Source organism: Pseudoxanthomonas gei (genome assembly GCF_010119615.1).
GTDB classification, from domain to species: domain Bacteria; phylum Pseudomonadota; class Gammaproteobacteria; order Xanthomonadales; family Xanthomonadaceae; genus Pseudoxanthomonas_A; species Pseudoxanthomonas_A gei.
The window spans coordinates 62,250-83,770 of the sequence record NZ_QOVG01000005.1 but is presented as its reverse complement, the minus strand read 5'-3'; the positions used below and the strand labels follow the sequence as shown (position 1 = coordinate 83,770).

At 67.2% G+C, this 21,521-nt stretch carries 15 protein-coding genes; 5 read left to right on the top strand and 10 right to left on the bottom strand.

Going from position 1 to position 21,521, the window contains the following annotated elements; all coding sequences use genetic code 11:
• Positions 1-51: 51 nt before the first annotated feature.
• From DT603_RS08690 to DT603_RS08680, 3 genes are all read right to left on the bottom strand, one after another.
• Positions 52-1,731, bottom strand: a complete 1,680-nt coding sequence (locus DT603_RS08690) for a serine hydrolase (protein WP_162349490.1) — start codon at positions 1,729-1,731, stop codon at positions 52-54.
• Between the two features lie 97 nt (positions 1,732-1,828).
• Positions 1,829-3,076, bottom strand: coding sequence for a lytic murein transglycosylase (locus DT603_RS08685; protein WP_246191719.1), 1,248 nt, complete (start codon positions 3,074-3,076; stop codon positions 1,829-1,831).
• A gap of 477 nt (positions 3,077-3,553) precedes the next feature.
• Positions 3,554-4,318, bottom strand: a complete 765-nt coding sequence (locus DT603_RS08680; RefSeq protein WP_162349488.1) for a hypothetical protein — start codon at positions 4,316-4,318, stop codon at positions 3,554-3,556.
• A 407-nt stretch (positions 4,319-4,725) separates the two neighbouring features.
• Between DT603_RS08680 and DT603_RS08675 the strand changes: the two genes are divergently transcribed.
• Complete coding sequence (locus DT603_RS08675) at positions 4,726-6,141, top strand: MBOAT family O-acyltransferase (protein ID WP_162349487.1); 1,416 nt, start codon at positions 4,726-4,728, stop codon at positions 6,139-6,141.
• Positions 6,116-7,300, top strand: a complete 1,185-nt coding sequence (locus tag DT603_RS08670; protein WP_162349486.1) for a hypothetical protein — start codon at positions 6,116-6,118, stop codon at positions 7,298-7,300. The genes DT603_RS08675 and DT603_RS08670 overlap by 26 nt, the downstream gene beginning before the upstream one ends.
• Before the next feature lie 9 nt (positions 7,301-7,309).
• On the opposite strand, the gene DT603_RS08665 is transcribed toward DT603_RS08670, so the two are convergent.
• The 7 genes from DT603_RS08665 to scpC form a co-directional block, all read right to left on the bottom strand.
• Positions 7,310-7,903, bottom strand: coding sequence for a DUF938 domain-containing protein (locus DT603_RS08665; RefSeq protein WP_162349485.1), 594 nt, complete (start codon positions 7,901-7,903; stop codon positions 7,310-7,312).
• Positions 7,904-8,006: 103 nt separating this feature from the next.
• On the bottom strand, positions 8,007-9,515 hold the full coding sequence (locus tag DT603_RS08660; protein ID WP_162349484.1) for a response regulator: 1,509 nt from the start codon (positions 9,513-9,515) through the stop codon (positions 8,007-8,009).
• Positions 9,516-9,519: 4 nt separating this feature from the next.
• Positions 9,520-9,960, bottom strand: a complete 441-nt coding sequence (locus DT603_RS08655) for a response regulator (RefSeq protein WP_162349483.1) — start codon at positions 9,958-9,960, stop codon at positions 9,520-9,522.
• Positions 9,961-11,772 carry a sensor histidine kinase gene (locus DT603_RS08650; protein WP_162349482.1) on the bottom strand — a complete coding sequence of 604 codons (1,812 nt, stop codon included), beginning with the start codon at positions 11,770-11,772 and terminating at the stop codon, positions 9,961-9,963.
• A 111-nt stretch (positions 11,773-11,883) separates the two neighbouring features.
• Positions 11,884-12,747: an NYN domain-containing protein gene (locus DT603_RS08645; RefSeq protein ID WP_162349481.1), complete on the bottom strand. Its 864-nt coding sequence runs from the start codon at positions 12,745-12,747 to the stop codon at positions 11,884-11,886.
• Between the two features lie 267 nt (positions 12,748-13,014).
• Complete coding sequence (locus DT603_RS08640; RefSeq protein WP_162349480.1) at positions 13,015-14,667, bottom strand: NAD(P)/FAD-dependent oxidoreductase; 1,653 nt, start codon at positions 14,665-14,667, stop codon at positions 13,015-13,017.
• A 791-nt stretch (positions 14,668-15,458) separates the two neighbouring features.
• Positions 15,459-16,976, bottom strand: coding sequence for a succinyl-CoA:acetate CoA-transferase ScpC (gene scpC / locus DT603_RS08635; RefSeq protein WP_162349479.1), 1,518 nt, complete (start codon positions 16,974-16,976; stop codon positions 15,459-15,461).
• A gap of 160 nt (positions 16,977-17,136) precedes the next feature.
• On the opposite strand from scpC, the gene DT603_RS08630 reads away from it, so the two are divergent.
• From DT603_RS08630 to DT603_RS08620, 3 genes are all read left to right on the top strand, one after another.
• Positions 17,137-18,210 (top strand): NAD(P)-dependent alcohol dehydrogenase, encoded by a 1,074-nt coding sequence (locus tag DT603_RS08630; protein WP_162349478.1) that lies wholly within the window; start codon positions 17,137-17,139, stop codon positions 18,208-18,210.
• A gap of 53 nt (positions 18,211-18,263) precedes the next feature.
• Positions 18,264-18,827: a hypothetical protein gene (locus DT603_RS08625; RefSeq protein WP_162349477.1), complete on the top strand. Its 564-nt coding sequence runs from the start codon at positions 18,264-18,266 to the stop codon at positions 18,825-18,827.
• A gap of 113 nt (positions 18,828-18,940) precedes the next feature.
• Positions 18,941-21,397 (top strand): DEAD/DEAH box helicase, encoded by a 2,457-nt coding sequence (locus tag DT603_RS08620; RefSeq protein WP_162349476.1) that lies wholly within the window; start codon positions 18,941-18,943, stop codon positions 21,395-21,397.
• Positions 21,398-21,521 lie beyond the last annotated feature (124 nt).

The window sequence follows — 21,521 nt, the reverse complement described above, 5'->3', positions numbered from 1 at the left end:
TTGCCCTCGCAATCGGAATGATGGCAATGGCGGGTCAGGACCCGCCTTGCGCTATTGACGCTTGAACTCGATCAGCTGGCCGCCCTGGCGCAGCGTCACCGCTGCAGCAGGTTCGCTGCCGGGGGTGAATTCCAGCGACGCTTCGACGACTTTCAGGAAGAACTTGGTCTGCGATTCCGCGAACAGTTCAAAGGGCGGCTGCCCGGTGAGCTGGGCGGTGAGCTTGTCGTCCGCAAGGGCCACGGTCATGGCCATGCCCTGGTGCGCATAGGCGCCGGCCAGGCGTTCCAGCACGGACCTGGGCAGGTCGACTGCGGCGCGTTCGACCGGCAGGGCTTCGCTGGTGCGTGCCACCAGCTCGCCCGCGCCTTCATCGTCGGGGAAGAAACGCATCGCCGTCAGCTTGCCCGCGGCATCGCGCTCGAAGCGCATGCGCGAGAGGCCTTCCTCGAACAGGAAGTCGTCCTTGCCGATCGGGACCAGCACGTAGCTGGGGCTGCCGGTTCGCTGCGAGGTGAGCTTGCCGTCGACCACGCGCAACGCACGCGCGGCGTCCTTGTCGATGCGATAGACGCCTTCGTATTCGCCCAGTGCAGCCGCGTCGATCGCGATCGCCTGCTTCTGCGGGTACGGCTTGCCGATGGCGCGCGCGGCCAGCATCCGCGCCAGCGTGTCGGTGCCAATGGCCGGCGGCCGGCCGCTGTCGGCGTTGTACAGCACCGCCGCGGTCACGTCCCCGGCTGGCAGGTACAGCAGGTAGGTGCTGAAGCCGAAGATGCCGCCACCATGCTGGAGCATGTCCTGGCCGCGCAGCTGGTCGTGGGTAATGCCGAAGCCGTACTTCGCGTCCTGCGCCTTGCCGATGGGCGTGATCATCTGCCGGTAGCTGTCTGACTTCAGCAGCTTGCCTTCGTGCAGGGCACGGTTCCAGCGCAGCAGGTCGTCGACCGTGGACACCAGCGCGCCGGCCGCGTGCGGCTGGGTCATGCTGAGGTAGCGTGCGACCGCCCACTTGTCGTTGGCCAGGGTGTAGCCGGTGACATGGCCGGGAATCACCGCCACGGTTTCGTCGCCGTAACCGGTGTGCTGCATCCCCAGCGGATCGAAGAAAGTCTTCTTCAGGTACGCATGCCAGGGCATGCCGCTGGCGGCCTCGATCACCGCGCCGACCAGCACGTAGCCGGAATTGTTGTATTTCCAGCCCTCGCCCGGCGCGAAATCCGGCTTCTCCGCCTTGAAGGTGTCGACCAGTTGCGCGGTGCTCACCGTCTTCTGGATCGGTCCGTCCATGACCCTGGGCAGATCGGTGTAGCTGCGGATGCCCGAGGTGTGGTTGAGCAGCATGCGCACCGTGACCTTGTCGCCGCCCGGATACCCGGGCACGAACTTGAGCAGCGGATCATCCAGCGACAGCTTGCCGTCCTCGGCGAGCTTGAGCACGCCCGCGGCGGCGACCTGCTTGGTGATCGAACCCAGGCGGAACACCTGGTCCGGCGACAAGGGCACGCCGAGTTCGATGTTGGCGGCGCCGCGTGCCCCGCGGTACAGCACGGTGTCGCCGCGGGCGACCAGTACCGCTACCCCGGGCTGGCTGCGGTCGGGATAGGCCTGCTCGAGCAACTCGGTCGCGTACTGCGCCATCTCGGCCGCCGAGGCAGGTTGTTCGGCGCCAGCGGTGCCGGGCTGGAAGACGGCCACAAGGGTGAGCAGCGGGAGTAGCCAGGCGCGCATGCGGATTCCAGCAGAGGTGACGGCAGCGCAGTGTCGCCATTCGCCCGTGCACCCACAAGCGTGCACAAAGTCAGCAGGCGGAAAGTCATGGTGCCTGCTATTGCGGCGGTGGCAATGGCGGTAACGTTGGTGGCGGCATCACGGGGGCCTCGTTGCGCAAGGCCTCCAGGATCCTGCGTCCCGCGCGTCCGTCCTGCGGCTGCAGGCCCAGGCGCAGCTGTTCGGTCACGATCGCGCGACGGGTGAGCGTGCCGATCATGCCGTCGGCCTCGCCGATGGCATGGCCGCGGGCCAGCAGCAAGGCCTGCAATTGCCTGCGCTCGCCGCGGCCCAGTCCCGGATCGTCGGTGGGCCAGGGCGCGACCCAGGCGGCGCCGCCGCGCAGGCGGTCGGACAGATGGGCGATGGCCAGCGCGTAACTTTCGGCGGCGTTGTAGGAATAGATCGCATCGAAATTGCGCAACACCAGCAGCGCCGGACCCTGCGCGCCGGCCGGCAGCAATACGGCTGCCCGTGCGTCGCCAGCCGGCAATGGGCTGCCATCGACGCGGGTCACGCCGCGCGCGCTCCATTCATTGAGCGGACGCTTGCTCTTGCGGCCGGCGAGCGATGCATCGAAATCGGGCAGCAATCTGATTTCGTATCCCCACGGTTCGCCGCTGCGCCAACCGGCCTGTTTGAGGAAGTTGGCCGTGGACGCCAGCGCATCGGGAATGCTGGCCACCAGGTCACGGCGTCCATCGCCATCGCCATCCACCGCGATGCGCTGGTAGGTGGTCGGCATGAACTGGGTATGGCCGAAGGCGCCGGCCCATGAACCGTTCAATCCCTGCGGCTGCAGGTCGCCCGATTGCAGCAGCGCCAGCGTGGCGAAGAATTCGCCACGGAAGAAAGGCTGGCGTCGTCCGAAGCAGGACAGCGTGGACAGCGAGACCAGCAGCGGGCGCTTGCCGAAGGTCTTGCCGTAGTCGCTTTCCACGCCCCACACCGCCACCACCGTCGCTGCATCCACGCCGTATTGCTGCGCCACAGTGGCCAGGGTCGCGGCGTGGGTCTCGAGCATGGCCTGGCCCTCGGCGATGCGTTGCTCGTCGACCAGGGCGGCCAGGTAGTCCCAGATCGGCGTGGTGAATTCGGGCTGCGCATCGAGCAGCTCCAACACGCCCAGGTCGGGCTGCAGGCCGGCGGTGTACTGGTCGAAGGAGTCGCTGCTGATGTCGGCCTGCATGGCCTGCATGCGCAGCCCGGCCAGACAGTCGTTGAAGACCAGGTCATCGGCCTGCGCGCTACCGGCACAGGCAGCCAGGGACAGGATCGCGAGACGCGCGGTTCTGGAAAACTTCATTGGAGTCATCCCGACAGCCGGGGGAAGCTGTTGCGGCCAGAGTATTCCGCATTCGGGGACCATGGTGCGTAAACGGAGGGAGAACGGGCGCACGCAATGAAGTGCGCCTGCGAAGCAACGCGCTTGTGCCTTCCCTTTGCGAAGCAAGGGGAAGGTTGGCCCCCTCCCTTTGCGCAGCAAGGGGAGGGTTGGGGAGGGGTGCTCTTGGCGCGGCTCCGCCGGAGACGTCGCTTGCAAGCCACAGCAAAGGCATAGCAACAGCAAGCGCAAAATCCTCCCCTGCGCTGCGCGCAAGGGAGGAGGCTGGTCTGTGGCTTGCGGATGCAATGCCGGTCGCGGTTACCTTCCTGTTGGCGCCGCCTGCCCTTTGCCGAATTGCCCGCACGCCGCTGCGGCAACAAAAAAAAGAGCCCCGACATGCGGGGCTCTTCTCATTACCTTGGACTCGCGTCCTGCCGCTTACACCTGCGGCGGTAATCAGCTGCGGCGATAGCGGCTGTATTCGTCGTGCGAGCTGAAGGCGTCCTTGACCGCCGCCTTGGCCCGTTCCCAGGTCAGGCGCGAGGTGCCCTTGGTCTTCTCCCAGCCGTCCTTCAGTTCGTTCTCCAGGGTGTCGTCCCAGTCACGGTCGGCGTAGCGGGTACGCGACTGCGTGCCGTAGCGATAGGCGGGACGGTAGTCGTCGAAGCTTTCATCGGCAGTGCGGTAGGTCGCACTGTCGAAGCGCGAGGCGAAATACTTGTCGCTGTCTTCGTAGGTGCCGTAGGTCCGGTCGGTGCGGTCCCAGGAATCACGCACGGCGCCGCGGGCTTCGTCCCAGGCCAGCGAGGAGGTGCCACGCGCGCTGTTCCAGCTCTGTTTCAGTTCGTCTTCGGCGTCGTCCCAGGTGCGGCCGGCCTTGTTCTCACGCGCCTGCAGGCCAAAACCGTAGGCCGGTGCGTAGTCGCGATCGTAATCGCGCGTAGCGTCCACATACGGGCGGTTCTTGTATTCGCTGCGCCAGTACTCGGTTTCACCGGTCGGGTCGATGCGCTCGGCCACGCCCTTGCCGGCGGCGGCACCGGCCACTACGCCGACTGCTGCGCCGATAAGCGTGCCGATGGGGCCGAACATGGTGCCCGCCAATGCACCGGCGGCAGCGCCGCCCGCGACGCCGCCCACGCCCACACCTACCGGATGCGCGCCAGGCGTACCCGTCAGCGGGTCACGGTTGAGGTCATTGCCTTCGTTGATGTCATTCATGCTGTCGATCTCCTGAGGTCGGTTCGTGGCCCAGTCCAGTTGTGTGGGCCGAGGGGACGAATGCCGTGGGGCGACGTTCCCGCAGCCACGGTTAAGAGGGTGTGGCTGGCGCGTGATCGCCTGTGGCGGATTCACGGTCCGCGTTCTTCACCGCAGTCGAACAAAGCGGCCGGGAACGTGCGCGGCTGGGCAGTACGGCGCGGAAACCAGCAGCCATAGCCCTCCGCTACCGGTTAACGCATCGGACGAATGCCTACGCAGTCAACTGGGTCACGTGCAGACTTCATTCACCATTGCACGTCCAATGCCGCGCGCCTTCCCCTGCGTTGGCGCCGCTCCCCTGGCCTGTGCACGCACCCCTGCGCGTTAGCAGTTCCTGTCGGGCGCCCAGTCCGTGGCGGGCGCGCATGGTCTTCAACTCACTGACATTCATCCTGTTCTTTGCCCTGGTGCTGGCGTTGCACGCGTTGCCGTTCCGGTGGACCACGAAGAAGATCAACCTGCTGCTGGCCAGCTACGTGTTCTATGCGGCGTGGAACCCGCCCTTCATCCTGCTGCTGTGGATTTCCACGGTGGTCGACTGGTATGCCGCGCAGGCGCTGGCGCGCGCGCAGGGCAAGCACGCGCGCCGCGCCTGGATGCTGCTGTCGGTGGTGGTCAACCTGGGCATGCTGGCCTACTTCAAGTACGGCGAATTCCTGCTGCAGAACTTCCAGGCGCTGGCGGCCAGCGTGGGCGTGGCCTACCAGCCGCCGGCCTGGGACATGGTGCTGCCGGTGGGCATTTCCTTCTACACCTTCGCCACCCTGTCCTACACCCTGGACATCTACCTGAGGCGTGCGCAGCCGGCGAAGAATTTCCTCGACTACGCGCTGTTCGTGACCTTCTTCCCGCACCTGGTGGCGGGCCCGATCATGCGACCCACCGAACTGGTGCCGCAGTTCGCCAGCCCGCGCCGCGCCAGCGCCGACCAGCTGCGTTTCGGGCTGGCGCTGATGACCCTGGGCCTGTTCCAGAAAGTGGTGCTGGCCGACGGCTTCCTGGCCGATCCCTCCGACCGGGTGTTTGAGTCCGGCACTGTGCCCGGCGCGCTGGATGCGTGGATGGGCACGCTGGCCTTCAGCGGCCAGATCTTCTGCGACTTCGCCGGCTATTCCACCACCGCGATCGGCGCGGCGCTGTGCCTGGGCTTCGCCATGCCCGACAACTTCCGCTTTCCCTATGCGGCCATCGGCTTCTCCGACTTCTGGCGGCGCTGGCACATCACCCTGTCCTCGTGGCTGCGCGATTACCTGTACATCCCGCTTGGCGGCAACCGCCATGGCCCGGTGCGCACCTACTTCGCGTTGATGGGAACCATGCTGCTCGGCGGCCTCTGGCATGGCGCCAGCTGGACCTTCGTGGCCTGGGGCGGCCTGCACGGGTTGTACCTCTCGGGCGAGCGCCTGCTGCGCGCGCGCTTCGACGGCTGGCGGCCGGGGCCCTTCGCCCTGCTCTCGCTCGGCGTGCTGACCTACGCCCTGGTCAACATCACCTGGGTGTTCTTCCGCGCCAGGACCTTCACCGATGCCTGGTCGGTGTTGCGCGGCATGTTCGGCTTCAACCCCGGCGCTGCGCCGATCCTGCCGCTGGTGCACCTGCTGGCGGTGGCGCTGATCGTGGCGGGCATTTTCATCACCCACTGGCGCATGCGCGACACCACCGTGGAAAGCCTGCTGGCGAAGACGCCGCCGAGGGTGATCGCGGTGCTGTGGGGACTGCTGGCTTTCGCCATCGTCATCGAACAGGGGAAGGGCAGTGCCTTCATCTACTTCCAGTTCTGAGTCCCTGCGCGGGCAGCGCCGCGAAAGCGCCGAGCGCCTGACCGCCGCCGATCGCCCGGGCGTGGCCCAGCCGGTGCCGGTACGGCCGGTGCCGGACAGACCCTGGGTGCCGATGTTGTGGGTCGCGCTGCTTCTGTTCACGGTATTGCTGACCGCCTGGGAATGGCGGATGCGCACGCTGGGGCTGGAAGCGGGCGACCTGGAGGACGGTGGCTCGGCCTGGGCCGAACAGCGCCGCCGCATCGATGCCGGCGACGTGGCGGTAGCCATCGTGGGAGATTCGCGCATCCTGTTCGACACCGACATGGACCGCTTCCAGCAGCTGACGGGAGTACGTCCGGTCCAGCTGGCCCTGCCGGGCACCAATGCAAGGCCGTTCCTGCATGACCTGGCCGGCGATCCGGATTTCCACGGCCTGGCCATCGTCGGCATCGCCGACCGTTCCTATTTCCGCGATGAGGCCGGACTGATGGGCGATGCCCTGGACGTGTATCACTACGAGGCGCCGTCGCGTCGCAGCGGCCTGCTGCTGCAGCGCGTGCTGGAACGGCGGCTGGCCTTCCTGGACGACAACTACCGGCTGAGCACGCTGGTGCATCGACTGGACCCCGATACCCGGCCCGGTGCGTCGAGCCCGCGCTACGACGTGTGGAAGCTGCGCGTCAGCGGCGCCGACCGGCAATCGTCGATGTGGCCGCGTATCGAGACCGACCGGCCCCTGCGCGAACACGCGCGCGCGGTGTGGATGCCGCGAGCGGGGCAGCCACCCAGGCCGCCGCCATCCGACCCCGTCATTGCCCGCACCCTGGCCCTGACCCGCGAGGCGGTCAGCCGCATCCGCGCCCGCGGCGGCGACGTGGTCTTCGTGCGCCCGCCCTCGGCCGGGGCGCTGCGCATCGGGGAGGAAAGAAGCCTGCCGCGCCGGCGCGGCTGGGATCCCCTGCTGCGGGCCGCCGGCGTGCGCGGCCTGCATTTCGAGGACTATCCAGCGATGCGCGGACTGGACGCGCCGGAGTGGTCGCATCTGTCGCGGCGCTGCGCCACCGTGTTCACCGATGCCTATGTGCGCGAACTGGCGCGGGTCAGCGGCAGGCTGGAGCTGCGTGCCGATGGGCCGCGTCCTCTGGGGCCAGCGGATTGCGAAACGCAGTTGGACTGAGCAACGCGCTCAGCGGCGCCAGACCAGGCAGCGGTTGTTGGCGGGCATGGCCACATCCTCGACCAGGGCCAGGCCGATGTCGCGGGCCAGGGCATCGACCGCTTCGAAATCACGGAGGCCCATGCGCGGGTCGCGCGCGCGCAGCGAGGCATCGAAGTCACGGTTGCTGGCGCTGGTGAAGGCCTGGCCGTAATTGAACGGGCCGTACACCACCAGCGTCGCGCGTTCCGCCAGCACCTTCCCCAGCCCGGCGAAACAGGCCTGCACTTCCTCCCAGCCCATGATGTGCAGCGAGTTGGCGGTGAAGGCCGCATCGAAGCGTTGCCGCGGCCACGGGCCGGTGGCGACGTCCAGTTCAAGCGGCGCGGGCGTATTGGGCAGCGCCGCATGCGCCAGCCAAGCGCGTATGCCGGGCAGGTAATCGGGACGATCGCTGGTCTGCCACTGCAGCCAGGGCATGGCGGCGGCGAAATGCACCGCGTGCTGGCCGGTGCCGCTGCCGATTTCCAGCACCTGCGTGCAGGCGGCCAGGTGCACGCGCAGCACCTGCAGGATGGGATCGCGGTTGCGTTCGCAGGAGGGTGCGCTGGGACGGGCATTCATGGACGAAGAATCGCACGATCACGCCGTCGGCTGGAACACCAAGCCACCGGGATCAGGAGCTCATCCCCGGCCCCGTCCTGCGAAGGGGATGACCTGATATGCGTCAGTGGTTCCTGGCGGGCGCCAGCGCGCGTTCCACGGCGTGGAAGAGCTGGCGCATGGCCAGCGGCTTGTGCAGCACCTGCAGCGACACGTCTTCTTCCAGCTCGCCCTGCGCCAGCGGCGCGGCCGCGTCGTCCAGGGCGATGACCGGGCCGGCATAGCCTTTCTCGCGCAAGGCCTGCAGCAGGTTCACCGCCGCGTCCCGCAGCAGGTCGCTGTCGATGATCAGCAACTCGGGCAGCTCGATGCCCGGCACGCGCAAAGCCATCACCCCGTCGTGGGCGAGCAGCGGATCGTAGCCCTGGCTGCTGAGTGCATTGCCGACCAGCGACAGGCGGGTGGCGTCGGCGTCGACCACCAGGATGCGCTGGCCATGGCCCTCGGCGGCGTCCAGGCTGTAGTCGGTTTCCTGCACCACCGGCAGCAGGATTTCGAAGGTGGTGCCAGCCCCCGGTTCGCTGCGCACGTCGATGCGGCCCAGGTAGCTTTCCACGATGCGCTTGCTCGACATCAGGCCCAGCCCGGTGCCGTCGCTCTTGGTGCTGAAGAAAGGAGTGAACAGCTGGGCCCGGGTCTGCGCGTCCATGCCGATGCCGGTATCGGTGACGCAGATGCTCACCTGTTCGTTGCCGTCGACGTCACTGCGGCCCGCGGCCAGGGTCAGGATGCCGCCCTGGGGCATGGCCTGGACGGCATTGAGCCCCAGGTTGAGAAGGGCCTGCTGCAGCTCGGTGTAGTTGGCATTGACGACCAGATCCTCGGGCACGCTGTCGACCTGCAGCTGCACCCCTCTGGGCAGGCTGCCCTGCAGCAGCATCTGCACGGCCTGGAACAATGACGCCACGGCGACACGTTCGCTGGCCGCGCGCGAGCCGCGCACGAACGACAGCATCGATTCGGCCATCTCATGGCCGCGCCGGCCGCATTCGGAGATCACTTCGCCCAGCTTGTGGACCTTGGGATTGTCGCTGTGGATGGCCAGCAGGTCGGGCACGATCAGCAGCGGCTGCAGGATGTTGCGCAGGTCGTGGCTGAGCCCGGCGGCGAGCATGGCCAGGCAGTCCAGGCGCTGGGAACGCAACAGTTCCTTTTCCACGCGCTCGCGTTCGACCTCGCTGCGCGCATCGCGGATCGCGCGCGCGGCGGCGTTCGGCAGGCGCGCGGTCTTGTCCTTGAGGATGTAGTCGCTGGCGCCCTGCTGCAGCGCCTGCACGGCGGTTTCCTCGCCCATGGTCCCGGAGACGAAAATGAAGGGCACCTGCGGCAGGTTTTCGCGCACCAGGCGCAGGGCCTCGTGGCCGGAGAAGCCGGGCATGCTCAGGTCCGACAGCACCAGGTCGGGATGGAAGTCTTCGATCGCGCGCCGCAGGCCGTCGGCCGAGTCCACGCACAGGAATTCGGCCTCCAGGCCGGCGTCCAGCAGCTGCGTGGAAATCAGCTCGGCGTCCATCTCCGAATCCTCCACCTGCAGGATGCGGACCGGACCCAGCGGCGCGGCGGTATGCGGCATTCAGTCAGTCCTTGCCGGGCGCTTCGTTGATGACGGCCCAGAACGTGCCCAGCAGCTTCACCGCCTGGAAGAACTGGTCCACGTCCACCGGCTTGACCACGTAGGCGTTCACGCCCAGGTCCCAGCTGCGGGCCAGGTCGCTTTCCTCGCGCGAGGACGACAGGATCACCACCGGAAGCTTCTTCAGCTGCTCGTGGCTGCGGACCTGCCGCAGCACTTCCAGCCCGTCCATGCGCGGCATCTTGATGTCCAGCAGCAGCACTGCCGGCAGGCCTTCGGGCCGGTCGGCCCAGGCACCGCGCCGCAGCAGGTAATCCATGGTTTCCACCCCGTCCTCGACATGCACGATGGGGTTGGCCAGGTTGGCTTCGCGCAGCGCGTCGACTGCCATCTCGGCGTCGGCGGCGCTGTCTTCAGCCAGCAATATGGTGCGGATTGCGCTCATTCAGGGGTACTCGTGGGAAGTGGGCGCATCAAGCGCGGGTGGAATGACGAAATGGAAGGTGGCGCCCTGGTCGACCGCGGCCTCGGCCCAGATACGGCCGCCGTGGCGGGTCAGCACCCGGCGCACGCTGGCCAGGCCGATGCCGGTGCCGGCGTAATCGCTGGGCTTGTGCAGGCGTTGGAAGACCCCGAACAGCTTGCCGGCGTACTCCATGTCGAAACCGGCGCCGTTGTCGCGGACGCTGAAGTGGTGGCTGCCGTCGGCGTCGAGCTCATGGCCGACCTCGATCACGGCCACCGGCCGCTTGCCGCTGTACTTGATCGCATTGCCCAGCAGGTTCTGCCAGACCTGCCGCATCATGTTCTGGTCGGCCACCAGCATCGGCAGCGATCCGATCTTCCATTCGATGCGTTGGCTTTCGTGGCCGGGTTCATTGCGGGCATTGGCGTCCAGCATCGAGCGGGTTTCCTCGACCAGCGACTGCATGTCCACCGCCTGCAGGCGCAGCGCGCTGCGGCCCAGGCGCGAATACACCAGCAGGTCGTCGATCAGCTCGGACATGCGCTTGGCCGAATCGCCGATCACCTTCAGGTAATGGCTGCTTTTCTCGTCCGCGTCCTCGCCCAGGTGCCGGCGCAGCTTGTCGGAGAAGCCGGCCACGTGCCGCAACGGCGCGCGCAGGTCGTGGGAGACCGAGTAACTGAAGGCCTCCAGTTCGCGGTTGACGTCCGAAACCTGGTCGACCTTGCCCTCGAGCTGGCGGTTGAGGTCGGTGATGCGCTGCTGGGTGGCCTTCTGGACGCTGATGTCGCTGAGCGTCATCAGCACCACGCCGTCGTCCTTGTCCGGCAGCACCATCAGCCGCGCGTTGATCAGCAGGGTGCGCAGCAGCCCGGCGGCGGTGCGCTGCTCGTGTTCGAAGTCCCACAGCTCGCGACCGCGGGCCAGCACGTCGGCCAGGCGCTGGCGGATCACCGGGTCCTTCCAGGCACCCTCCCCCACTTCGTCCAGCGCGTGCACGGTGGTGTCCTTGTCCAGTCCGTAGAGCTCGGAGAAGGCGGCGTTGTGCATGATCACCTGCTGGTTCGCGTCCAGCAGCACGATGGGCTCGCGCACGGTCTGCAGCACGGCCATGGCCCGCGCGCTGGCGCGCAACGAAGCGCGTTCGGCCTGCAGGCGCTGGCTCATCAGGCGTCGCAGCATGTATAGCACCAGCGCCAGCAGCAGTACCTGCACCGCGGTGGCGCCCCAGCGCAGCCATACGGCCTGGCGGTACTGGCGTTCCGCGTCCTGCTTGCGCTCGGCCAGCAGCACCTGTTCGGTGGCCAGGATCTCGTCCAGCAGCGGCCACACCGGCAACTCCAGCACCAGTTCCTGCAGCAGGGGCTTGGCCTCGGCCGCGGGGGTCTGGGCAATGCGCCGGATCACGGACAGGCGCCGGCCGATCAGCTCCTTCAACTGCCCCAGCCGGACCTGCTGCGCCGTGTTGTCCTCAGTCAGGCCGATCACGTCCTGCATCAGTTTGCCGAGGGCGGCATCGGAGTTGCGGACCCGGTCCCTGGTGCGCTGCGTGCCACTGCCCATCGAAATGATCATCGCGGACTGTTCGATCTCGCGCAGCTCCACCCGCAGGGAGCGCACCGCAGCCCCGACCTGGTAGGAGTGGGTCACCGCCTCGTTGGCTGCATGGGCCTGTGAGGCGAGGCGCTGCAGCAGCGCCGCAGGGACCACCACGATCAGCAATATGGCCAGGCCCAGCAGGGGCAGTTGCCACTCCCACCGCGGCAGGCGGGCATCTTTCGGTAACTGCATTGAAGGTCCGGTTGCAACGAACGGGCTGCGGTCGCACAAGATAATTTGAAAACGTTAACGATGCGTCAATTCCCGCCTTCAGCCATGACTGCGAGGCCCTGGATTCGGCGCTCAGCCCCGCAACCGGATGTAGACCTGCTTGTTCGAGGCCCCTTCCACCGCCCGCTCCTCGACCTCGAAATGCACAGGCTGGCGCTTGAAGACGTCGCTCAGCTTGCGGTGGCCGTACAGGCGGGGGTCGAAATCAGGGCGGATCTTGTTCAGGTAACTTCCCACGCTGCCCAGGAACGCCCAGCCATTCTCATCGGAGGCTTCTTCGATGGCCTGGCGGATCAGCGCCAGCGGCAGGGGTTCGGTGGCCCGCTCCCGTTCCCTGTCCTTGGGCTTGTCCCTGGACTCCACCGGCGTGGGCGGCACCGGCGGCGGTGCCGGCGACGTGGTTGCACCGGCTTTCCGTGGTTTCCGCGCCGGCTTTGCCGGGGCCGCCGCTTCGCTGCCCGCCGCGGCGCTTCGCAGCACTTCGGTGTAGATGAACTTGTCGCAGGCCTGGACGAAGGGATCGGGGGTCTTCTTTTCGCCGAATCCATACACGGTGAGTCCTTCCTCGCGCAGGCGCTGGGCCAGGCGGGTGAAGTCGCTGTCGCTGGAGACCAGGCAAAAGCCATCGAAGCGCCGGGTGTACAGCAGGTCCATGGCGTCGATGATCAGCGAGCTGTCGGTGGCGTTCTTGCCGCTGGTGTAGGCGAACTGCTGCACCGGGCTGATCGAGTGCCGCAGCAGCGCGGCCTTCCACTGGGTCATGCGGGTGCTGGTGAAATCGCCATAGATGCGCTTGACGCTGGCCACCCCGAACCTGGCCACCTCGGCCAGCAGCCCTTCGATCACCGATGGCTGCGCGTTGTCCGCATCGATCAGCACCGCCAGCCGTGGCTGGTCGTCGTCGTTGTCGGGCTTGCTGGTGTTGCGGGATTTCATCGAAGGCTCCGGTCGTCCAGGCCGCGGGTATGCGCGGGATTGTGCGCGTAGCTCACGCGGCATGCTGGCATGACGGATATGAAAGTGTCGTTCGTTGAGTCGAGGCTCCACTCCTCTCCCCTTGCGGGAGAGGATGCCCGCAGGGCAGGAGAGGGGACGCGAGCGCAGCGATGCGTGCTTTGGCTCTTCGGCACTCGAGTTCCCATCGGCCTTCATTGCCAATAGTTCCGGCCACCCCTCTCCCGCAAGGGAGAGGGGAATCGCCCGCTACATCGCGCGTGCCATTCCCGCTGCCACCATCTCCATCGCCACCGCCTCCGCCGCCCGGATCCCGTCCACGCCCGCCGACAGGATGCCGCCCGCATAACCCGCGCCCTCGCCCGCTGGAAACAGGCCGCGCGTATTGAGGCTGTGGCCGTCGACACCGCGGGTCATGCGCACCGGCGAGGACGTCCGTGTCTCCACGCCGGTGAGGATGGCATCGTCCATGGCGAAGCCCTTGATCTGCCTGTCGAACGCCGGCAGGGCCTCGCGGATGGCCTCGATGGCGTAGCGCGGCAAGGCAGTGGACAGATCGCCCAGGGTCACGCCCGGTGTATACGAAGGCAGCACGCTGCCGAAACCGGTGGATGCGCGCTGCTGCAGGAAATCGCCCACCAGCTGCCCGGGCGCATCGTAGCTTTCGCCACCCAGCCGGTACGCCTGTTCTTCCCAATGCCGCTGCAGGGCGATGCCGGCCAGCGGGCTGCCGCTGGGATCGAACTCGGCGTAATCGTCGGGGGTGATGCCGACCACGATCGCGGCGTTGGCGTTGCGCTCGTTGCGCGAATACTGGCTCATGCCATTGGTGACCACGCGCCCCGGTTCGCTGGCCGCGGCGACCACGGTGCCGCCCGGGCACATGCAGAAACTGTAGACCGAACGGCCGTTGCGGCAGTGGTGCACGAGCTTGTAATCGGCCGCGCCCAGCAGCGGGTGCCCGGCCTGGGGGCCGAAGCGGGCGCGGTCGATCAGCGACTGCGGATGTTCGATGCGGAAGCCGATGGAGAAAGGCTTGGCTTCAAGGAACACGCCGCGTTCGTGCAGCATGAAGAAGGTGTCGCGAGCGCTGTGACCCAGGGCCATGACCACATGGTCGGCGCGCAGCTCGCTGCCGTCGGCCAGGACCACGCCGCGTACCTGGCGGGTGCCGGCGGCGCCGGTTTCGATAAGCACGTCGTCTACGCGGTGCGAGAAACGGATCTCCCCGCCCAGTGCCTCGATGTCGGCGCGCATGCTTTCCACCATCGACACCAGCCGGAAGGTGCCGATGTGCGGCTTGCTGACGTAGAGGATTTCCTCCGGCGCGCCGGCCTTGACGAATTCGGTCAGCACCTTGCGCCCGTAGTGCCGCTTGTCGCTGATCTGGCTGTAGAGCTTGCCGTCGGAAAAGGTGCCGGCGCCGCCCTCGCCGAACTGCACATTGGATTCGGGGTTGAGGATCTTCTTGCGCCACAGGCCGAAGGTGTCGACGGTGCGCTCGCGCACGTTCTTGCCGCGCTCCAGGATGATCGGCCGCAGGCCCATCTGCGCCAGGATCAAACCTGCGAACAGTCCGCAGGGACCCATGCCGACCACCAGCGGGCGCAGGGCCGGGCCGGGAACCGCGCGGGCGACCGGCTTGTACGTGGTGTCGGGTGTCGGCCCGAGCTTGCCGTCCACCGGCTGCAGGCGCTGCAGGAGGTCGGCCTCGCGGGGCGTGTCCACGTCCACCGCATAGATCAGGGTGATCGCACCACGCTTGCGCGCGTCGTAGCTGCGCTTGGCGATGCTGAAGCGGGTCAGCTCGTCGGCGGCAATGCCCAGCCGCGCGACGATGGCCGCCGGCAATGCGGCCTGGTCATGGTCCAGCGGGAGCTTGAGGTCGGTGAGTCGGAGCATGGGACGGTTCCGAGGAGGTGGGGCAGTTTAAAGGGAAGCGGTAGCCGGGCTCACCGGGATCCATCAGCGCGCGGAACTCAGCGCCCTCCGTTGTGCGCAGCAAGGGGAGCGCTAAGCCGCGAGCTGGGCCTTTTGCACGATCCATCAGCGTGCTGGAACCAGCCCCCTCCCTTTTGCGAAGCAAAGGGGACCTCGACGCTGCGGCTAGCAGCGGAGGGGGAGGGGTGCTCTTGGCGGGGTCTACCTACTTGACTGATGTCCTCCCCCTCGCAAAAGTCAGAAGCGATACTTCCCACTTTCATTCCCACGCAAAAGGCACCCCTCCCCATCCCTCCCCTGCTGCGCAAGGGAGGGGGCCGTTTCCGGGCTTCGCCGAGTTGTGTGGTGCAAGGGGCGGCCCTGAATGCGATAGCGGGGCTCCCTGCGAGATCCATCAGCGGTCGGGATCGCCAAGTGGGGCGCTCAATACTCCGATACCCAGGCCCTGGTCTTCGAGGGTGGCGTTTGACATTCCTGATACCCACGCCCGGGTCTTTGAGGGTGGCGATCGACACTCCCGATACCCACGCCCGGGTCTTTGAGTGTGGAGCGCGAGACTCCCGATACCCACGCGCGGGTCTTTGAGGGCGGCGCTCGAGACTCTCGATACCCACGCGCGAGGCTTTGAGTGTGGAGCGCGACACTCCCGATGCCCACGCGCGAGGCTTTGAGTGTGGAGCGCGACACTCCCGATACCCACGCCCGGGCTTCAGAGGGTGGCGCGCCACCCTTCTGATACCCAGCCTGATTGGCTAACGCGCCACCTGCATGCTTCCGGTTTCGATAAAACGCTGGTGCCATGACAGCGCCTCGCCCAGCAGGTGCGGGGTGTGGCCGCCGTAGCCGTCGCGGCAGGCGCGGTCGAAGTAGTCCTGCAGCTGCGGGCGGAACTCCGGATGCGCGCAGCGTTCGATCACCACCTGCGCGCGCTGCTTGGGCGACAGCCCTCGCAGGTCGGCCAGGCCCTGTTCGGTGACCACCACCATGGTGTCGTGCTCGGTGTGGTCGACGTGGCTGGCCATCGGCACGATCGCCGACACCGCGCCGTCCTTGGCGGTGCTCGGGGCCATGAACACCGACAGGTAGCTGTTGCGGGCGAAGTCGCCGCTGCCGCCGATGCCGTTCATGATCCGGCCGCCGGCGATGTGGGTGGAATTGACGTTGCCGTAGATATCGGCCTCGATCATGCCGTTGAGGGCGATGCAGCCGAGCCGGCGGATCAGTTCGGGATGGTTGGAGATTTCCTGCGGGCGCAGCACGATGCGCTGGCGGTAGAACTCGACGTGGGCATCGAACTCGGCGATGCCCGCCGGGCTGAGCGAGAACGAGGTCGCCGAGGCCATGCGCAGCACGCCCTGCTTGATCAGCCCCAGCATGCCGTCCTGGATCACTTCAGTGAAGGCGGTCAGGTCGCGGTAACCGCCGGCGGCGAGGCCGGAAAGGACGGCATTGGCGACGTTGCCGACGCCCGATTGCAACGGCAGCAACTGCGGGGTCAGGCGCCCGCGCTTGACCTCGTGGGCCAGGAATTCGAGCAGGTGCCCGGCGATGGCCTCGGAGGTGGCATCGGGTGCGGCGAAGTGGGTGTTGCGGTCGGGTGCGTCGGTCTCGACCACCGCGATGACCTTGTCCGGATCACAGCGCAGGTAGGCCTCGCCGATGCGGTCATCGGGCTTGAGCAGCGGGATCGGCAGCCGGTGCGGCGGCAGGGCGGTGCCGTAATAGATGTCGTGCATGCCTTCCAGCCCGGCCGACTGGCGCCGGTTGACCTCCAGGATCACCTTGCCGGCCTGCTCCAGCCAGGTCTTGTTGTTGCCTACCGAGGTCGAAGGCACCAGCCGTCCGTCCTCGAGGATGCCAGCCACTTCGACGACGGCCACGTCGATGTCGCCGAAGAAGCCGAACCAGGCGAACTGGGCGACGTGGCTGAGGTGCAGGTCGATGTATTCCATCTCGCCGGCATTGATGCGCGCGCGCGTCGCCGGGTCGGACTGATACGGAAGCCGCAACTCCATGCCGCCGACCTTGGCCAGCGCGCCATCGAGCTCGGGTGCAGTGGATGCGCCGGTCAGCAGCTTGATGCGGAACGCTTCCCCCGCCGCATGCGCCACCTCCATCCGCGCCGCCAGCGCCAGCGGCACCGCCTTCGGATACCCCGCCCCCGTGAAGCCGCTCATCGCCACGGTGTCGCCCGGCATGATCAGTGCGGCGGCATCGGCAGCGGACATCAGGCGGTCGCGAAGGGCGGCGTTATCAATGCGTCTGGGCATGCGGGTTCTCGACGGTCGATCGCATCATGGTACTGGGCGGGTATTGAACGCTTGCTCTGGGAGATGGACTGTCCTGATAGCGACCCGGATTGATCCAGCTCAACAACTCCTGACAACCACGCGCCTAAGGTGGTGTTCCCCCGAACCCAGGAGCACCCCCATGGCCATGATGAAAGCCGCGATCTTCGTCGAGCCCAACCGCATCGTGCTGGACGACAAGCCGATCCCCGAGGTGGGGCCACTGGATGCACTGCTGCGGATCACCACCACCACCATCTGCGGGACCGACGTGCACATCCTCAAGGGCGAGTACCCGGTCGCCCGCGGGCTGACCATCGGCCATGAGCCGGTGGGGGTGATCGAGAAGCTGGGCTCGGCCGTCACGGGTTATCGGGAGGGCCAGCGGGTGATCGCCGGGGCCATCACCCCCAGCGGCTGGAGCAATGCCTGCCTGTGCGGCCAGCATTCGCAGGACGGCGCCGGCACCGAACATGGCTTCAAGGCCATCGGCGGCTGGAAGTTCGGCAACACCATCGACGGCTGCCAGGCCGAGTACGTGCTGGTGCCCGATGCCATGGTCAACCTGGCGCCGGTGCCCGATGGGCTGACCGACGAACAGGTGCTGATGTGCCCGGACATCATGTCCACCGGCTTCAGCGGCGCCGAGAACGGCAAGGTGCGCATCGGCGACACCGTGGCCGTGTTCGCCCAGGGCCCGATCGGCCTGTGCGCCACCGCCGGGGCCCGGCTCAGTGGCGCCAGCATGATCATCGGCGTGGACATGCTGCCAGGGCGCCTGGAGATGGCGCGCAAGCTGGGCGCCGACCATGTGGTCGATGCCAGCCAGGGCGACGTGGTCGAACAGGTCATGCAGCTGACCGGCGGCCGCGGCGTGGACGTGGCGATCGAGGCGCTGGGCACGCAGAAAACCTTCGAGGCGGCGCTGCGCGTGCTGCGCCCGGGCGGCACCCTGTCCAGCCTGGGCGTGTATTCCAGCGACCTGACCATTCCGCTGGACGCTTTCGCCGCCGGCCTCGGCGACCACCGCATCGTCACCGGGCTGTGCCCCGGCGGCAAGGAGCGCATGCGCCGGTTGATGTCGGTCATTGCCAGCGGCCGCGTCGACCTGGGCGCCATGGTCACCCATCGCTACAAGCTGGATGACATCGAGGCCGCGTACGACCTCTTCAGCCACCAGCGCGATGGCGTGTTGAAGGTGGCGATAACGCCTTAGGAGGCAGACTGCCCGCCATCGCGCACGCGTTGCGCCGTGATCGGGAGGCAGTGATGCGGATCGCGATGGCGCAGGCACGCTGGCCGGGTTGGTCGGCGGCGCACACGCTGGTGTTGCCGGTGCCGGTGGAAGCATGGGCACCGCCGGCGGTCGGGGTGACACTGGAAGGCATGGAGTTCGAGCCGAAGCCCGAATTGCACGTAACCCTGGTGGGTGGAGCGCTGGGCAGGGAATTGCATGCGGCGTTGCACGAGCGTGCCGTGGAGCGGGCCTCGCGCGCTGCCTTCGAGTCCGAGGACTGGTCGTTCGTGCAACGCGGGCGCCGGCTGCTGCTGCGCAAACAGGTTGGCGGGGCAGGCAGGACCACAGTTTTCCACTCGATCATCGAATGCCTCGAGATGCCGGCGATGGCGCGTTTCCACGCTGCGCTCGGTGTGTTGCTCGGTCGGGAGCTTCCGGTTCCGCCGCCGCATGTGACCTTGTTTACTGCCGGGAAGGCCGAGGGGATCGGGGTGGCGAGCGCGCGGCAATTGCGGGGATATCTGGTGCGGGAAGTGGTTTGCGGGGAACTGGCGGACAGAGCTGAGGTCGCCGGGTCCCTGCCCTCGCGAGGATGACGGCCACAAAACCTCGGTAGCTCGTGAGCTAGCCCCATCGGCCAGGGCGCTGTCTCACCAGGTGAGAAGCCGCCAGCGTCCAATCCACGGCCCCTGTCGCACGGATCCACGCCATGGCCTTCGCCCTTGCCCCACGCACCGAAGACCAGGAGCGGGCGCTGTCCACGCTGGCCGATGGGCAGCTCAGCCGCGACGGCGGCCTGCTGACCGCCCGGCTATCCAAGCGCTATGCCGACCGCATCACCGGCAATTTCATGATTCCGGGTCGCGAAGGCCGCTACGCGCCGATTCCTGATGACGTGCCCGAAGGCCTGAAGGCCGCGTTGCGCGCGCGAGGCATCGAACAGCTGTACAGCCACCAGGCCGAAGCGTGGAAGGCAGCGCAGGAGGGCAAGCACGTCGCCATCGTCACGCCCACCGCGTCGGGCAAGTCGCTCTGCTACACGCTGCCAGTGGTCGCAGCGGCGATGTCGGGGAATGCCAAAGCGCTGTACCTGTTCCCGACCAAGGCCCTGGCCCAGGACCAGGTGGCCGAGTTGCTGGAGTTGAACCGCGCCGGCGAACTGGGGGTGAAGGCCTTCACCTTCGACGGCGACACGCCGGGGGACGCGCGGCAAGCGATCCGCCTGCATGGCGACATCGTGGTCAGCAACCCGGACATGCTGCACCAGGCGATCCTGCCGCACCACACCAAGTGGGCGCAGTTCTTCGAGAACCTGCGCTACGTGGTGATCGACGAAGTGCACACCTATCGCGGCGTGTTCGGCAGCCACGTCACCAACGTGCTGCGCCGGCTCAAGCGCATCTGCGCGTTCTACGGGGCCACGCCGCAGTTCATTTTGTGCTCGGCGACGATCGGCAATCCGCAGGCGCATTGCGAGGCGCTGATCGAGGACCACGTGCATGCGATCACCGAATCCGGCGCGCCCACCGGCGACAAGCACGTGCTGCTGTGGAACCCGCCGGTGGTCAATGCCGATCTCGGCCTGCGTGCCTCGGCGCGTTCGCAGAGCAACCGCATCGCCCGCATCGCGATCAAGTCGGGGCTGAAGACGCTGGTGTTCGCGCAGACCCGGCTGATGGTGGAAGTGCTGACCAAGTACCTGAAGGACGTGTTCGACCACGACCCGCGCAAGCCGCCGCGGATCCGCGCCTACCGTGGCGGTTACCTGCCGACCGAGCGCCGCGAAGCCGAGCGCGCCATGCGCGACGGGCGCATCGACGGCATCATCGCCACCTCGGCGCTGGAACTGGGCGTGGATATCGGCAGCCTGGACGTGGTGGTGTTGAATGGCTATCCCGGCACCGTCGCCGCGACCTGGCAACGCTTCGGCCGCGCAGGGCGTCGCCAGCAGCCTTCGCTGGGCGTACTGGTCGCAAGCTCGCAACCGCTGGACCAGTACGTGGTGCGGCATCCTGATTTCTTCGCCGATGCGCCGCCCGAACACGCGCGCATCGCCCCGGACCAGCCGCTGATCCTCTTCGACCACATCCGCTGCGGCTCCTTCGAACTGCCGTTCCTGGTCGGCGAGGCCTTCGGCCCGATCGATCCGTCGGTGTATCTGGAAGCGCTGGCCGAAACCGAAGTGGTCCATCGCGAAGGCGAACGCTGGGAGTGGATCGCCGACAGCTATCCGGCCCAGGCGGTGAGCCTGCGTTCGGTGGCCGACGGCAACTTCGTGGTCGTCGACAAGACCGACGGGCGCCAGGTGATCCTGTGCGAGGTGGACTACTCGGCCGCCGCGCTGACCCTGTACGAAGGCGCGATCCACATGGTCCAGAGCACCCCGTATCAAGTGGAACGGCTGGACTGGGAAGGACGCAAGGCCTACGTCACCCGCACCCATGTCGATTACTACACCGACAGCATCGACTTCACCAGGCTCAAGGTGCTGGAACGCTTCGAGGGTTGCGAGTCGGGGAACGGCGACGCCAGCCACGGCGAAGTGCACGTGGTCCGGCGCGTGGCCGGCTACAAGAAGATCCGCTACTACACCCACGAGAACATCGGCTACGGCCCGGTCAACCTGCCCGACCAGGAACTGCACACGACCGCGGTGTGGTGGCAGTTGCCGCAGGCGGTGCTGCTGAAGGCGTTCGCGTCGAAGCAGGATGCGCTGGATGGTTTCCTCGGCGCCGCCTATGCCCTGCATGTGGTGGCGACGGTGGCGGTGATGGCCGATGCACGCGACCTGCAGCAGTCGGTCGGCAATGGCGACGGCGCCTGGTTCGCCACCCAGGACGGCAAGGGCAACGGTCGGGCGCAGGACGATTCCGGCAAGGCGGTATCGATGTCGGAACCCGGCAGCGTGGAAGTGCAGCAGTTCGTGCCGACCGTGTACCTGTACGACAACTTCCCCGGCGGCGTGGGCCTGAGCGAACCGCTGTGGCAGCGCCAGGCCGAACTGGTGCAACGCGCGCGCGAACTGGTGCAGCGCTGCGACTGCGTGGCCGGTTGCCCGGCTTGCGTGGGTCCGGTGTTGGCCGCCAGCGAGGGCAAGCAACTGGCCACTCCGAAGTCACTGGCGCTGGAAGTGCTGCAGCTGCTGGGAAATGCAGCGCATGCATGACAGCTCTTGTAGGAGCGACGCGAGTCGCGAAGCAGTGAACCTTTCAGCGCCTGTCCCCATGACGGATCGCGTCGCTCCTACAGGAACCGGGACGCGCGCGTTCATGAGCATTTCGCTGGAGAAG

Bases quoted from the DNA above. Each gene is read 5' to 3' on its own strand.
- DT603_RS08645 (WP_162349481.1), bottom strand. From the start codon at position 12,747: ATGAAATCCCGCAACACCAGCAAGCCCGACAACGACGACGACCAGCCA.
- DT603_RS08650 (WP_162349482.1), bottom strand. From the start codon at position 11,772: ATGCAGTTACCGAAAGATGCCCGCCTGCCGCGGTGGGAGTGGCAACTG.
- DT603_RS08655 (WP_162349483.1), bottom strand. From the start codon at position 9,960: ATGAGCGCAATCCGCACCATATTGCTGGCTGAAGACAGCGCCGCCGAC.
- DT603_RS08690 (WP_162349490.1), bottom strand. From the start codon at position 1,731: ATGCGCGCCTGGCTACTCCCGCTGCTCACCCTTGTGGCCGTCTTCCAG.
- DT603_RS08660 (WP_162349484.1), bottom strand. From the start codon at position 9,515: ATGCCGCATACCGCCGCGCCGCTGGGTCCGGTCCGCATCCTGCAGGTG.
- DT603_RS08630 (WP_162349478.1), top strand. From the start codon at position 17,137: ATGGCCATGATGAAAGCCGCGATCTTCGTCGAGCCCAACCGCATCGTG.
- DT603_RS08685 (WP_246191719.1), bottom strand. From the start codon at position 3,076: ATGAAGTTTTCCAGAACCGCGCGTCTCGCGATCCTGTCCCTGGCTGCC.
- DT603_RS08625 (WP_162349477.1), top strand. From the start codon at position 18,264: ATGCGGATCGCGATGGCGCAGGCACGCTGGCCGGGTTGGTCGGCGGCG.
- DT603_RS08665 (WP_162349485.1), bottom strand. From the start codon at position 7,903: ATGAATGCCCGTCCCAGCGCACCCTCCTGCGAACGCAACCGCGATCCC.
- DT603_RS08620 (WP_162349476.1), top strand. From the start codon at position 18,941: ATGGCCTTCGCCCTTGCCCCACGCACCGAAGACCAGGAGCGGGCGCTG.
- DT603_RS08640 (WP_162349480.1), bottom strand. From the start codon at position 14,667: ATGCTCCGACTCACCGACCTCAAGCTCCCGCTGGACCATGACCAGGCC.
- DT603_RS08675 (WP_162349487.1), top strand. From the start codon at position 4,726: ATGGTCTTCAACTCACTGACATTCATCCTGTTCTTTGCCCTGGTGCTG.
- DT603_RS08680 (WP_162349488.1), bottom strand. From the start codon at position 4,318: ATGAATGACATCAACGAAGGCAATGACCTCAACCGTGACCCGCTGACG.
- scpC (WP_162349479.1), bottom strand. From the start codon at position 16,976: ATGCCCAGACGCATTGATAACGCCGCCCTTCGCGACCGCCTGATGTCC.